The following is a 13,830-nucleotide window of genomic DNA, read 5'->3' on the forward strand; positions in this document are numbered from 1 at the left end:
GCGAAGGAGGACAGCGACAACGTCAGCTACCTCTACCACCTGTTCTCCGAGAGCGTCCACCTGACCCTGGACGTCATCGGCGGCGCGGGCGGCGTCATCGCCCCCGGCCTCGCCGACATCGCCGACCTCGTCAACTGCGCCTACTACGCCGTCGAGGGCCGCACCACGGAGGCTCTCACCTCCTGCATCGGCGCGATCCCCTTCATCGGCGACGGTGCCGCCGTCGCCAAGCTCGCCCAGTGGGCCAAGAAGTTCGGTTCCTGGGGCGAGAAGGCCGTCGAGTTCATCCAGAAGCTCGTCACCAGGCTCCCCACCGAGTGCCTGCTGAACAGCTTCCCGGCCGGCACCCGCGTCCTGATGGCCGACGGCTCCACCCGCGCCATCGAGACGGTCCGGATCGGCGACGAGGTCCTCGCCACCGACCCCACCACCGGACTGACCGGCCCCCGCCGGGTCACGGACACCATCTACACCCCGGACGACCGCGACTTCACGGACATCTCCCTGGGTGCCGGGAAGTCCCTGACCAGCACCGACCACCACCCCTTCTGGTCCGAGAACCGGAAGCAGTGGACCGACGCCGCCGACCTCAAGACCGGCGACGAACTGCGCAACCCGGACGGACAGCCCCAGCGCATCGAGGACGTCCGACACTGGAACACCCTCCAGCCCGCCTACAACCTCACCGTCGACGACCTCCACACGTACTACGTGCAGGCCGGCGACCTGCCGGTCCTGGTCCACAACGCGAAGAACTACTGCCCGAAGCGGCTCGCCCTCGGTGTCACCGTGGACGACGACGGCAAGCTCATTCTGGACGCATTCGCCAAGTCGGATGCCATCAAGGCGAAGTCGTACCACGACTTCCCCAGGGGCACGAACTGGATGGAGACCGTCCGCGAGGCGCTCACTCCGGGGAAGAAGACCGAGATCTTCTTCAACCTCGACGAGATCGGGAAGGCGAACGCCCGGGAGTGGGCCGAGAAGTTCGGCGACCTCGCAGACCCCTCAAGGCACTGGACGGCCTGGGAGCTGAAAATGATCAGGGAGTCGCCCAAGGAGGTGCGGGACCGCGTGAAGTGGTACGAGAACGGGGTCGAGACGACGAGCCCCTTCGACTGAGACGAACCCCCTCCGAACGCACGGCCGTTGAGCTGCTGACCATGCGCCCGAACTCCGGGCGCGACGGATTGTCCGCCTAGGCTCGGGGAACGTGCTCGAAGCCGCCATCGCCGCACGCTCGATTTCCGATCGGTCCCAGGAGCCCGCCAGAGTCCGCTCTGGCGGGCTCCTGCTGGTCCTGACAGGTGGCACAAGTGACGGACGTGTCGGGAGGATCGCGCAATCACCGTGCGGGACGGTCGGGTCCCGACTGAGGACCTCCGGGAGTCGGCCTCCGTATAGGTGCTCCGCTGGACCCGTCACCGGTGGTGGCACGTCGGCCCCCTCCGAGATCGGAGGGGGCCGGGGAGTCGCTCCCGGTCGGGATCAGCAGCCGATGTAGCGCATGCTGAGGCCGGTGATGTGGGTGCCCGAGGGCGCGTAGAGGGTGATGGCGCGGGACTTGCCCTTGCCGCCGGCCCAGTCGCTGTCGACGTGGCCGCCGTTGGAGAGGGTGCCGCGCACGTACGGACAGCGGCCGTCCGCCTTGGTGTCGTGCACCGTGCCGACGACCTTGGAGTTGTAGTTGCACCACTTGCCGTTGGCGTAGCCCTCGCCGGAGCTGATGCTCCAGTTCTGGGTGCACGAGTCGGCGGGCGGCGCGGCGTGGGCGCCGACGGCCGGGAGCAGCACGGCGGCGAGGGTCAGAGCGGCGACGGCGGCTCCGTGGACGGCGAGACGGCGCTTGGACATGGCGGTACCTCCACACGGGGTTCACGGTGGGCATCCGGAGGCCGGGGCGGCGGGGCGGCAGGACATCGGCGGCGGCGCACGGAGCGCGGCACGACCGGCACCCGCCCTCGGCGTTCCACCGAGCGTGACGTATTCGAACGACCGTCGTCAACGACGGAGTCGGCCACGAGCGGCGGCGGTCCACCCCTGCGGCACCGGGGTGGTAAGGGCGCCCCAAGGGGTACGTCCCGCACCATGGGGGTGAGGTCGGACGGTCGTCCACGTGCGCGAACCTCGACCCGAGGTTCGCCAGTTGGGTGCCGGACAGCCACCGGGGCCGACGGTGAGCGGGTCTCCGGGCGGTCCGTTCCGCTGACGCCTCCCGGCCGGGCGGGCCGGTCACAGGGGCCCGGCATCGATCCTGACGAGGGTCTGCCGCACGGTGCCGTCCGGCTCGTACACGGTGCGGTACAGGTACGGGACGCCCGAGCCGTCGAACACGGCGATGCCGTCCTCGACGACCGCCCGCTGCTCGGCGATGGCCCGGAGCCGGCCGTCCGAGTCCGGCGGCAGCTCCGGCTGCGGGGGGCGGCGGTGTCGCCCGGCCATGGCGGCCCTCACTTTCGCTCTGTGCGGGCCACCCTCCAGGGGCCCTCCGGCGGCAGCGTAGACCCGGCGGTCAGCACCAGTCCTCTAGCTCTTCTGGGCGCGGTGGGCGGCGACGCGGACGCGGGTGGCGCAGCGGGGGGTGCAGTAGCGCTGTGGGGTGCGGCGGCCGGTGTCGATGAAGAAGCGTCCGCAGCCCGGGGCGGCGCAGCGGCCCCAGGCGCAGGTGCCGCGTTCGCTGAGCCACAGGCCGAGGGCGAGGGCGGCGGTGGAGAGCAGCCAGTGGGTGAGGCCGGCGTCGGCGGGGGCGCGGGTGTGCAGGGACCAGGGCCGGCCGGGGAGGCGGACCAGGCGGGGGCGGGGCGGGTGGCGGTCGAGCAGGGTGTTGATCAGGTCGGCGGCGTGGTCCGGGTCGTCGGTTTCGAGGACGGCGGTCACCTTGGCGGTGGCCTGGCGCAGTTCGTGGGCGTCGGCGTCGGTGAGCCGGAGGGGCGGGCCGCCGTGGCGGTCCAGGAGGGCCTGGAGTTCGGCGGCGCCCGTGTCGGGGTCTTCGCGGACGGTGTTCGCGAGGTCGGTGAGGAAGTGGAGGCCGCGGGGGTTGCCGTCGTCGCCGTCCTGGAGCCGGGACTGGGGCTGGGGTTGGGGTTGGGACTGCGCCATGGGGGGGTCGCCTCGCGAGGTCTGGGAGGGTGCCGTCCGGACCATGGTAACGTCAAAATGACCCAGTAGGCGTTACTGAGGAGTGGTGGCATGCGATACCCCGGGACCACACCCGTGCTCATCGTCGGCGGCGGCCCGGTCGGCCTGACCCTGTCCATCCTGCTGTCCGGCCACGGCGTGCCGCACCTGCTGGTCGAGGCGCACCCGGACACCTCGCGCCACCCCAAGGCCCGTGGGGTGTCGGCGCGTTCGATGGAGGTCTTCCGGCGGTGCGGACTGGAGGAGGAGGTCCGGCGGGCCGGCCTCCCGGCCTCGCAGGTGTTCTTCTACCGGGGCCGCAGCCTGGTCGACCCGGACTTCGTCCGCACCGGCGTGGCGGCCGGCACGACGGAGGACGCCGAGCGCACCCCTGCCCCCGGGCTGATCTGCTCCCAGGACGCCGTGGAGGCCGTCCTGCTCCGACGGGCCCGCCAACTCGCCCCGGACGGCGTCCGGTTCGCCACCCGCCTGCTCTCCCTCACCCCGCGGGACGGACACGTCCAGGCCCTGCTGGAGGACCGCACCACCGGCGAGCGCCACACCGTGCGCGCCGACTGGCTGGTCGGCTGCGACGGCGCGTCGAGCACCGTCCGCACGGCGGCCGGCATCGAGATGGCGGGGCCGACCGGCCTCGGCCACTTCCTCAGTATCCGCTTCGAGGCACCGCTCGGCGGGGTGGTGGCCGACCGCGCCAGCGCCTCGTACTTCCTCACCGAACCGGGCCGCGGCGGCTTCCTCGCCGTCGACAACGACCGCCGGTGGATCTACCAGTACCCGTACGACCCCGAACTCCCGGGCATCGACGCCCTGTTGGGTGACCACCGGGCAATCGCCCGACTGGTCCGGGAGGCCGCCGGACTGCCCGGGCTGGCCGTCACCGTCCAGGACACGATGACCTGGCGGATGGACGCCCGCCTCGCCGGGGCCTACCGCCGCGCACGGGTGCTGCTCGCGGGCGACGCCGCCCACGTGGTGCCGCCGACCGGCGGGCACGGCATGAACACCGGCATCGGCGACGCGGACAACCTCGCCTGGAAGCTCGCGGCGGTCACCGCCGGGACGGCCGGCGAGGCCCTGCTGGACACCTACGAGGCCGAGCGGCGCCCGGCGGCCCGGCAGGTCATCGACATCTCGCTCGCCAACTCCCGTGCCCGCGCCGGGTACCGGATCGACGACGAGCTGCTGCTCACCGCCGCCTACCGCTCGACGGCGGTCCTCCCAGACCCGACAACCCCGGAGCGGCCACCCCTGGATCCGGACCGCGAACACCCCGACGGCACGCCCGGCACCCGCCTCCCCCACCTCCACCTCCCCGGCCCGCCCGGGGCCGCAGCCACATCCACCCTCGACCTGGTCGGGCCGGGCTTCACCCTGTTCACCACGGCCACGGAGGACGCCGGCTGGCAGCACCAGGCGGACACCGCGACAGCGGCGGGACTGCCGGTCACCGTGCACACCCTGGCGCCCCCCGACTGGGCCCGCGCCACCGGCCTTCCCGCCACCACCGGCGGCGCCGCCCTCGTCCGCCCGGACGGCCACATCGCCTGGCGGGCGCGGCAACTGCCTGCCACTGACGGCGAGTTGCTCACCATCCTGCGGCGCTTGCTGTCCGCAACGGAACGGCCGAGCCCCTCGGTCCAGCCGTAAGGACCACCGACCTCGACGACAACACCGCTCAGCTGCGGGCGTGCCGGATCTTCAGACGGCCGAAGCCGGTGGTCCCGGTGATCCGTATCGTCGGGTTGCCCGCGGATGAGCGGCGGGGAGGCGTGTAGCGCACGTCCTTCCAACCTCCCTGGAGGCCGTCGATGTCGACGACGGCGTCGCGCGGGACGGTGATCTTCGCACTGCCGGTACCGAGCCCCAACTCGATGTCGATCACCGGATGTTCGATGACCGCCTCCGACAGGTCCAAGTGCACCCGCCCGAAGGCCGACGCCACCTGAAAGCTGCGCGGAACCCGCCAGGGGCCGCGGCGCACCAGGCGCCCGCTGACGGCGGCGATGGTCGGGACCGCTCCCTGGTCCGGCTCGGGGAGCGAGGCCAGGGGCGGCGCGAGGTCGGAACGCGTCTTCGCGGTGAGCACCTGGTGGAGACGGTCGTCCATCTCCTCGCGTGAGATGTGCCCTTCGGCGAACGCCTCTTGCAGGCGCTCCACGGCATGGTCGCGTTCAACGTCGTTGATCGGCAGGTTGTCCGGCAGAGCGGTCACCGTCCTACTCTAGTCCCGCTCCGGGGGCGGGCCGCGGTGTAGGACCGGCTCAGCCCGCAGGGCGACGCCCAACTGGCCCGACCAGTCCCAGGGAGGACACGGCGCGGCACCTTCGGTGGATGCCCGGGCGGGAACCCCTCCGGCACGCTCGGTACGGGGGCGGCGATGCGCGCCTGCCCCGGGAGGGAAGCAGCCCATGCCCGACGTGACGACACCTCCGCGCACCCTGAGGCGCGGCCTCCGCTCGGCGGCCGCGCTCCTGGCCGCCGCCGCCCTGCTCAGCGCCGGTGCCGCCCCGAGCTTCGCCGCACCCCCCGGCCGCCTGCCGGTCGATGCCCAACCGGCGGGCGAGCAGGGAACATTGGCGACTGGAAGCGCCGAGGCCACCGCACTGCGCACCACGCTCCAGGGCATCGTCGACACCGGTTCCTCGGCAGCCGTCGGCGAGGTCCGGCAGGACGGGCGGACCATCTGGCGCGGGCGGGCCGGCGTGGCCGACCTGGCCACCGGCACGCCGGTACCCGAGCACGCCCGGTTCAGGATCGGCAGCGTCACCAAGACCTTCGTCGCCACCGTCCTGCTCCAGCTCTCCGCCGAGCGGCGCATCGGCCTGGACGACCCGATCGACCGTCACCTGCCCGGCGCGGTCCCGAACGGCTCGGCCATCACCGTCCGCCAACTCCTCGACCACACCAGCGGGTTGTACAACTACACCGATGCGCCCGGCCTGGATCCCCAGGACGAGTCCCAGTACCTCGACTGGCTGGCGGGACCGCGCTGGCAGACCTACCAGCCGGCCGACCTGCTCGCACTGGCCAACCGCAACGCTCCGTACTTCCCACCGGGACAGGGCTGGCACTACTCCAACACCAACTACCTGCTCGCCGGCCTGCTCGTCGAGAAGGTCACCGGCCACCCCTGGCAACAGGAGGTCGACCGGAGGATCATCCAGCCGTTGGGACTGCGCGACACCGGCATGCCCGGCCGCTCCGTCCGGCTGCCCGGCCCCCACGCGCACGGCTATGTGAAGCTCTCGACCGGGCCGGTGGATGTCACCAAACTCAACCCGTCCGTCATGGGCGCCGCCGGGCAGGGCATCTCCAGCGCCGCCGACCTCAACCGCTTCATCGCCGCCCTGCTGGACGGCCGGCTGCTGCGGCCCGCCGAACTCGCCGAGATGACCAGGACGACGGACGCCGGCCCAGGACGCGGATACGGGCTGGGGCTGGCCCGGTTCGACACTCCCTGCGGCGTGTTCTGGGGTCACAGCGGAGACCTCCCCGGCTACTCGACGATGGTCGCCGGCACCGCCGACGGCCGACGCCAACTGGTGCTCTCCCACAACCCGTACGACCGCTCCGACCCGCGCGCCGCCAAGTCCGCGGTGACGGCCTTCCTCACCACGGCCGCGTGCGGGGCCACCCCCGGACACTGAACCACTCCCGGGACGCAGAACCGACGCAGCGCCCGATGCCTGGGCCGGAGGTCAGAGCCGGGCGTCCGGCGGCGTGGGGTGGTCGTCCGCCCGGCCGTGGAGGGCCTGTCGGGCCTCCTCGGCCGACGGGGTGTCGCCGCCGAGCCGGGCGATGTCGGCCAGTGCGGCGCGGTGGGCCGTCTCGTGGGCCCGGGCCGGGTCGGTGGCGGTGTCCGGGATGACGCCGGTGCCCTCCCAGTTGCCGCCGGACACCGGGTTGATCGAGCGGGCGGTCGGGATGGTGGCCTCCAGGTGGGGGTGGAGCGTGAAGCCCCGGCGGGGGTTGGCGCCGCCGCCGGAGGCCTCGCCGACCACCACGGCGCGGCCGCGCTGCTGGAGGTCGTACGCGAGCGCCTCGCCGCCCGAGAAGGTGGCCCCGCTGATCAGCACGTAGAGCGGCTTGCTGCCGCCGAAGCGCGGGCCGGGTGCCGGCGCGGGGCTCCAGAACTGCCGTTCGGCGTCCTCCTCGCGGTCGTAGATCGTGCTGAGGTGGGTCGGGCCGTCGAAGAGGTGGCCGCAGATGTGGGCGACCGTGTACGGGTCGCCGCCGACGCACTCGCGCAGGTCCAGGACCAGGGCCTCGGCCCGCGCGACCAGGCCGAGCGCGGCGTTCAGCGAGTCGCCGGTCATGTCGAGCGGGAAGAGGATCGGCGCGAGCTTCAGCAGGGCGACGCCGCCCTCCAGCCGCTCGATCCGGGGTACGCCGCCGAGCGAGAGGTCGGCGGCCCGCGCCAGTTCGGCGAGGACGGCGCCGTCCTCCTGCTCCGTCGGGATCGCGTGCGGGTGGAACTTCAGCCGCAGGTGGCCGTCGCCGTTGACGGACTGGAGGTCCTCGGTGACCAGCCGGCCGAGCGTCTCGGGGTCGCCGGACTGGTGGTAGCGGCCCTTGGACAACGCGTCGTCGAGGCCCCGGGCGATCCGCTCGCCGATCTCGGGGAAGACGTAGAGCCCGGCCGTGAGCCGGCTCACCTCGGTGACGATCCCGGTGATCTCGGCCGACTGGAGCTGCGCCATCTGCTGTCCCCCGCTGGTGATGCTCGGTCAGGTCGCGACGAGTAGAGCACGCGGCTTGCGAAAGCGTCAAGAAAATTGGACGCTTTACGCATGGACGACCAGCAGCGGGAAGACCGGCCCCAGGAGCACGAGCCCCACGACCCCCAGCCGGAGGGCCACCAACCCGAGGACCAGCAGCCCGAGGACCACGAGCTGACCATCGAGAGCCCGCAGCAGTACAAGGCGCTCTCCCACCCGCTGCGCCAACGGCTGCTGCTGGCACTCGGCGGGCAGCCCGCCACGGTCGGCCGACTGGCGGCGCTGCTGGACAGCCGCAAGGGCACGGTGGCGCACCACCTCAAGGTGCTGCAGGAGGCCGGCGTCGTCCGCATCGTGGAGACCCGGAAGGTGCGCGGCGGCAGCGAACACCTCTACCAGCGCACCACCCGGCGGATCGCCGTCACGGAGCGTGGTGCCGGACGCGACGCCGGGCCGACCACCGCCCTGCTCAAGGCGGTGGCCGAGGAGTGCGCCAACGCCCCGCAGGAGCCGGTGCTGGTCCTGCGGCACCTGCGGCTGACCGCCGACCAGGCCGCGCGCCTCGGCGCCACCCTCCAGGCCCTGGTCGCCGAGGCCGACGAGGCCCCGCCCGGCGAGCCGGTGCACGGCGTCCTGGTGGCGCTCTACGAACAGGCCGCCGGACGCGACGGCTGACCGCCGCGCCCCTACCGGCCCCGCTCTCTTACTCCATCGCCGTCCGTACCGCCAGGGCCGCCTCCCGGACGTCCGGCTGCGGGTGGCGGCGCAGGGTGCGGAGCAGTGCTCGCCACTGCGAGCGCCAGCCGGTGCGCGGGCCCAGGGCGTGGGCGAGGCCGACCGCGAACAGGCCTTGGGTGTGGCCGCCGTGGACTGCGAGCCGTTCGGTCACGGTGTGCAGGACCGCCGGGTCGCCCGGGCGGCGAGGCATGTTGAGCCGGCTCCGCAGGGCCTCGGCCGTGCGGGCGGCCAGCACCGGGCGGTCACTGTGCAGGGCGGCCAACCGGTCCAGCTCGGCGAGGAGATGGTCCTGGGTGGTGTCGAACTCCAGTGTGGCGGTCAGGAGTTGGACGGCCTTGGGTATGAAGTCAGGTTCGGTGGAGAGGAGTTCGGCTGCCTCGCCGACCGCCTTCAGGCCCTCCGCCGACGGGCGGTCGGCCACGCCGGCGGCGAGCCGGGAGACCAGGTGGTCGATCCGCTGCCGGGCCGGCCGGTCCCGGTCGGCGGCCGCGTCCAGTCCGCCGCCACCGCCACCGCCACCGTCCCCATCCCCGTCCACGTCCACGTCCCCGGCCTCCCGCTCCGGGGCTCCCGCGGCCGACGCCTCGCTCGCCAGCAGCTGCGCCAGCGCCTCGGTCAGCCGGCGGCCCGTGCCGCCGACGGCGAGAGCCGCCAGGCCGGCTGCGGCGGCCCGCCAGGAGGAGCGGTTGGCGAGGTCGACGGTGCCCGCCAGCAGCAGCTCCTCCGCTTCGGGGCACCAGGGCGACCAGGCGGCCAGCAGGTCGAGCGCGACCTGGGCGGTGTGCGGGTCGTCGCCGCTCGCCACCCCGGCCACCAGCGCGGCGTAGCGGGGGCGGTCGGTGGTCGGCAGGTCCAGCGGCCGGGTGCGCAGCACGGCGGACCGGGCCACGGGGGCGCCTGTCGCGGCGTCTTCGAGCAGCCGCCAGGCCGCGGGTGCGGGGAGCAGGTCGACGGTGGCGGCCACGACCGCAGCCCGGACGTCGCGGCGCTGGCCGGGCAGGTCGTGGGCCTCGGCGAGGAGTGCGCCTGCGGTGTCCACCGGCAGCAGTCGGGCGGCCAGCCGCACCAGTTCCTTCCGGCTGGTGACCTTCGCCCCACCGCCGCCGGCCCCACCGCCGCCGGCTTCCGCGGCCCCGTCCGCCGCCGGCAGCAGCACCGCCCGCAGCATGTCCGCCAGTCGCGACGGCGCGACGAACCCGGCGGCCCGCCCGGCCGCGTACAGCGCGACCCGCGCCCGGTCGTTCCCGGCCTGGGCGAGCAGCAGGGGCAGTGCCTCGGCGGGCCGGTCGGTCCAGATCAGGGCTCCGAGCGCGGCCTCGGCGAGCACGGTGTCCGGGGAGTCGACGTACGGCCGGACGGTGGCGAAGCCGCGCTCGGGGACCGCCACCACGGTGCGCAGGTGTCCGGCCCGTACCTGCCGGGGCAGCGAGGCGTCGGCCGCGGCTGCCGCCAACAGGCCTGCGGCGGCGGCCTGTTGCCCGGGTGTCCAGCCCTCGATCCCGTCGACCGGCGGCAGCCAGTGCGTCCCCGCCGCCAGGAAGCGCCCGTACGGCGGGGTGTCGGCGAGGACGGTGTCCAGCAGGTCGGTGCGCCCGCGGGCCAGCACCCGGAGCACCGGCGGCAGGACGGCGGCCGACGGTTCCAGTTCCAGCACCCGGGCCACCCGCTCGCCGCGGGTGGCCGGGTCCGCGAGCCAGTACCGGACGGCCTGGATGAAGGTCGCGTTGTCACCGAACTGGATGGCCTCCCAGAGGAGTTCCTGCAGTTCGGGCAGGTGGTGGGCACGCCGGCCCAGGGCTCCGGCCAGGGCGAAGGTCAGCGTGTGGTCGACCCGGTCCGCACCGGCCGCCAGCCACGGGCGCAGCGCCTCGAAGACCTGTGCCTCCTGTCCGCGCCGGAGCACGGTGTCCAGCCGGCCCAGCGGAACGCTGCCGAGCATCCCGGAGAGCTGCCGCGGGGCGGCCAGGGCCCAGCCCAGCAGCGGCTGTTCACCGCTCACCGCGTGCTCCCGCAGGACGGCGAGGGCGAGGTGCGAGAGCGCTCCGCGGGTCTGCCAGGAGGTGTCCCGGGCCTCGACGGCGTCGGTGACGATCCGGCCGAGGGCGGCGGCCGCCGCCTCCCCCCGGAAGAGCGCGGGCGGGACCTCGGCCAGCGCGACCAGGGCCGGGGAGCGGACCGGATCCTGCTCGTTGCGCAGCCGCAGCAGGTCGTCGAGGAGTTCGCCGACGGCGGCCGGCTCGCCCGACCGGGCCGCGTTGCGGACCAGCAGCGGGTAGGCCAGCGCCCGGTCCTCCGCGGCCGGCCGCCGGGTGGCGGCGAGCAGCCGCGGCCGGGCCTCGGCCACCGGCAGGTGGGCGACGTGGGCCAGCACGACCGACCACGCGGCGCCGCGCTCGGCGGCCTGCGCGGCCATCCGCCGGGCCTCGGCCTGCGCCCGTCGGCGGGGCAGCGCGTCGAGCACGGCCCCGGACAGCTCGCTGCGGCTGAGGTCCCGGTCCGCCGTGACGAGGTCGTAGAACGCCTCGCGCCGGGACGGCGGCAGGGCGCGCAGCAGCCGGGCGAGCCAGATCGGGGCGGTGCTCCAGGCCCGGCCGAGGTCCGGCAGCTCGGGCGGGTCGAACCGGGCGACCCGGGTCAGCGCGCTGCGGGAGATCGACGCGGTGGCCGCGCGTTCGGGCGGCGTGATCAACCGGATGGTCCGGCCGGGCGCGGCGGTCAGCAACCGGCCCAGGCACCCCTGCACCGGCTGCGGCAACCACGTGGGGCAGTGGCGTTCCAGCAGGTCCAGCACCCGCTCCGGTCGGTGCCCGGCGGCGGCCGCCAGGACGTCCGCGTTGCGCTGCCACCAGGCGGGGCGGGCCGGCTCGGGCAGTTCGGCGAGCTGGCGGGCCACCTCGTCCAGCAGCAGGTCGGGGTGGCGGCGGGCCAGGATGCTCCAGCGCGTCACGGCGAGGAACAGCCCGGGCAGGTACCGGGCGACGGTCTCGGGCCCGCAGCCCGGCAGCAGCCGGGCCGCCGCCGCGTCCCCCCACGCCTGCCGGACGGGGAGCAGCAGCCGCTCCGCCAGCGCGGTGCGCCCGCGGGCGACGATCAAGGTGGTGAGCCGGTGGCGCAGGACGGCGGGCGCGTCGGCCATCGCCGCGGCCAGCAGCTCGTCCGCGACCGGCAGGTGGAGTGCGGCCTTCAGGGCCTGGCGGCTGACCGCCGGGTCGGGATCGGTGAGCCGCGCGGCGACGAAGGCGCCGTCCCCGGCGATCGTGGCGGCGACTCCGGCCAGCCCTCGGCCGTAGGCGCCGCGCTTGTCGAGTTCCGCCAGCAGCGGGCCGAACCGCTCCGGTCCGTCGCCCTCGTTCGGTCCCTCCGCTGCCCGTTCCTTCGTCCAGGCGGCGAGGCGCCGCATCCGGGCGGGGTGGGCGAGCGGGGCGAGCTCAGCGAGGAGGTGGTCGACGGCTTCGGCCGGGCTGTGCGGTGCACTGGACATGCGGGCCATTCAACAGGCCGCCCGCCCCCGCGGTCGCAGGGTTTTCCGGGCGGACCGGCCGCGGGGCCGGGAGGCGGGTGCGCCGACCGCCGCCGGCGAGCACCCGCGCCAACCGCTCTGCGTCCAGAACAAAGTAGGATGATTCGACTCCCGCTACGCGCGAAGAGTTCCACAAATATCTTATTTGACCGATTTACCTCCCGCTTCACACGCACGGAGCCACCCTCATGGACAATCCGTCCACCGACGCCAACGACGGCGCGATCGAGACCCGCGGCATTGAGCCTGTCCCCGACCACGAGCGCCGGGGCAGAGTCCGCGAGCTCTTCCCGACCTGGGTCGCGGCGAACATCAGCGTCCTGCTCCTCACCATGGGTGCGGCCCTGGTGGTGTTCAACCACTTGAACTTCTGGCAGGTCCTGGTCGTCGCCGCGTGCGCCGCCCTCATCTCGTTCGGCATGGTCGGCGTGCTGTCGGTCTCCGGGAAGTGGGGCGGAGCCCCGGGCGCGACCCTCTCCCGGGCCACCTTCGGGGTGCGCGGCAACCTCTTCCCCGGCGCGATCCTCTGGATCGCCCGGTTCGGCTGGGAGACGATCAACGCCGTCACCGGCGCCTACGCCGTGCTGACCGTCCTCGACCTGGTCTTCGGCGTCAAGAGCAACACCGCGCTGATCGTGATCACGCTCTTCGCCTTCGTCGCCTGCACCTTCCTGGTCTCCGGCATGGGCCGGAAGGCGCTGAACGTCTGCAACACCTGGTCGACGTACCTCTTCGGGGTCTTCAGCGTGCTCGTGCTGGGCTACCTGGTCGCGACCATGAACTGGAGCGAGGTCTTCTCCAAGCCCGCGGGCACCACCGCGATGATGATCGCCGGCATCGGCACCATCGCGGCCGGCGGCATCAGCTGGGTCCCCACCGGCCCGGACTTCGCCCGCTACCTGCCGCACGCCGCCTCCGGCCGGAAGATCGTCGGCGTGACGGTCTCCGGCGCCGGCCTGGTCATGGTGCCGATGGTGCTGATGGGCGCCGTGATGGCGGTGGCCTCGCCCGGCCTGGCCGAGGCCGCGGACCCGGTCTCCTTCCTCGGCGACCTGCTGCCGACCTGGCTGGCCGTGCCCTACCTGCTGACCGCGATCGTGGGCATGCTGCTGATCAACAGCCTCTCCATGTACTCGGCCGGCTTCACCGCGCAGACCATGGGCGTGAAGCTGCCGCGCGCCATGGCCGTCAGCATCAACGCCGTGATCTCGCTGGTCGGCGGCCTGCTGCTGATGCTGGTCGCCAAGAGCTTCCTGGGCTCGTTCATCACCTTCCTGATCCTGCTCGCCGTCTCCTTCTCGGCCTGGATCGGCGTCTACGCGGTGGACATGTACCGGCGCCGCTCGCGCGCGGTGCGCTACGACGCCGCCGCGCTCATGGACACCAGCAGGAAGAGCCGCTACTGGTACACGGGCGGCTTCTGCTGGCAGGCGATGGTCTCCTGGGTGCTCGCGCTGCTGGCCGGGCTCGCCTTCACCAAGTGCGACTGGTTCGCCGGCCCGTTCTCCGGCACCTTCGTCGGCAAGTACGGGCTCGCCTGGGCGGCGACCATCGTGATCTCCGGCGTGATCATGGCCGTGCTCCCGACCCCCCGGGAGAACACCTCCGGCACCGACGAGCAGCCTGCCGAGCAGGCCGCTGAGCAGGCCGCCACCGTCTGACCGCACGACCACGCCCCCGGACCGCCCGGCGGTCGGCTCACCCGAGCCGACCCTG

At 73.7% G+C, this 13,830-nt stretch carries 11 protein-coding genes; 5 read left to right on the forward strand and 6 right to left on the reverse strand.

Features of this window, described 5'->3' with window-relative positions; genetic code table 11:
* Positions 1–1,122 (forward strand): polymorphic toxin-type HINT domain-containing protein (locus ACFCY1_RS40720; RefSeq protein ID WP_375877764.1); only part of this gene is annotated, 1,122 nt, incomplete at its 5' end.
* 366 nt (positions 1,123–1,488) lie between these two features.
* Here ACFCY1_RS40720 and ACFCY1_RS40725 read toward each other — a convergent pair.
* The 3 genes from ACFCY1_RS40725 to ACFCY1_RS40735 form a co-directional block, all read right to left on the reverse strand.
* The gene (locus ACFCY1_RS40725; protein WP_375877765.1) at positions 1,489–1,854 is read right to left on the reverse strand and encodes a hypothetical protein; all 366 of its coding nucleotides are present in this window, start codon (positions 1,852–1,854) and stop codon (positions 1,489–1,491) included.
* 378 nt (positions 1,855–2,232) lie between these two features.
* Positions 2,233–2,442 carry a hypothetical protein gene (locus ACFCY1_RS40730; protein WP_375877766.1) on the reverse strand — a complete coding sequence of 70 codons (210 nt, stop codon included), beginning with the start codon at positions 2,440–2,442 and terminating at the stop codon, positions 2,233–2,235.
* A gap of 84 nt (positions 2,443–2,526) precedes the next feature.
* A complete protein-coding gene (locus ACFCY1_RS40735; RefSeq protein ID WP_375877767.1) occupies positions 2,527–3,099 on the reverse strand; it encodes a CGNR zinc finger domain-containing protein in 573 nt (190 codons plus the stop codon).
* Between the two features lie 90 nt (positions 3,100–3,189).
* Between ACFCY1_RS40735 and ACFCY1_RS40740 the strand changes: the two genes are divergently transcribed.
* A complete protein-coding gene (locus ACFCY1_RS40740; protein WP_375877768.1) occupies positions 3,190–4,785 on the forward strand; it encodes an FAD-dependent monooxygenase in 1,596 nt (531 codons plus the stop codon).
* 28 nt (positions 4,786–4,813) lie between these two features.
* Here the strand turns inward: ACFCY1_RS40740 and ACFCY1_RS40745 are convergent, their stop codons facing one another.
* Positions 4,814–5,350, reverse strand: coding sequence for a DUF1707 domain-containing protein (locus tag ACFCY1_RS40745; protein WP_375877769.1), 537 nt, complete (start codon positions 5,348–5,350; stop codon positions 4,814–4,816).
* A gap of 196 nt (positions 5,351–5,546) precedes the next feature.
* On the opposite strand from ACFCY1_RS40745, the gene ACFCY1_RS40750 reads away from it, so the two are divergent.
* Positions 5,547–6,785: a serine hydrolase domain-containing protein gene (locus ACFCY1_RS40750; protein WP_375877770.1), complete on the forward strand. Its 1,239-nt coding sequence runs from the start codon at positions 5,547–5,549 to the stop codon at positions 6,783–6,785.
* Positions 6,786–6,836: 51 nt separating this feature from the next.
* On the opposite strand, the gene ACFCY1_RS40755 is transcribed toward ACFCY1_RS40750, so the two are convergent.
* Positions 6,837–7,838, reverse strand: coding sequence for a S41 family peptidase (locus ACFCY1_RS40755; protein ID WP_375877771.1), 1,002 nt, complete (start codon positions 7,836–7,838; stop codon positions 6,837–6,839).
* A 90-nt stretch (positions 7,839–7,928) separates the two neighbouring features.
* Between ACFCY1_RS40755 and ACFCY1_RS40760 the strand changes: the two genes are divergently transcribed.
* A complete protein-coding gene (locus tag ACFCY1_RS40760) occupies positions 7,929–8,531 on the forward strand; it encodes an ArsR/SmtB family transcription factor (protein ID WP_375877772.1) in 603 nt (200 codons plus the stop codon).
* Between the two features lie 28 nt (positions 8,532–8,559).
* Here the strand turns inward: ACFCY1_RS40760 and ACFCY1_RS40765 are convergent, their stop codons facing one another.
* Positions 8,560–12,075, reverse strand: coding sequence for a hypothetical protein (locus ACFCY1_RS40765; protein WP_375877773.1), 3,516 nt, complete (start codon positions 12,073–12,075; stop codon positions 8,560–8,562).
* Positions 12,076–12,302: 227 nt separating this feature from the next.
* Here ACFCY1_RS40765 and ACFCY1_RS40770 point away from each other — a divergent pair, with 227 nt between their 5' ends.
* Complete coding sequence (locus ACFCY1_RS40770) at positions 12,303–13,775, forward strand: purine-cytosine permease family protein (RefSeq protein WP_375877774.1); 1,473 nt, start codon at positions 12,303–12,305, stop codon at positions 13,773–13,775.
* The last annotated feature ends 55 nt before the right edge of the window (positions 13,776–13,830 follow it).

It is taken from the genome of Kitasatospora sp. NPDC056273 (assembly GCF_042268845.1).
Classification (GTDB): domain Bacteria; phylum Actinomycetota; class Actinomycetes; order Streptomycetales; family Streptomycetaceae; genus Kitasatospora.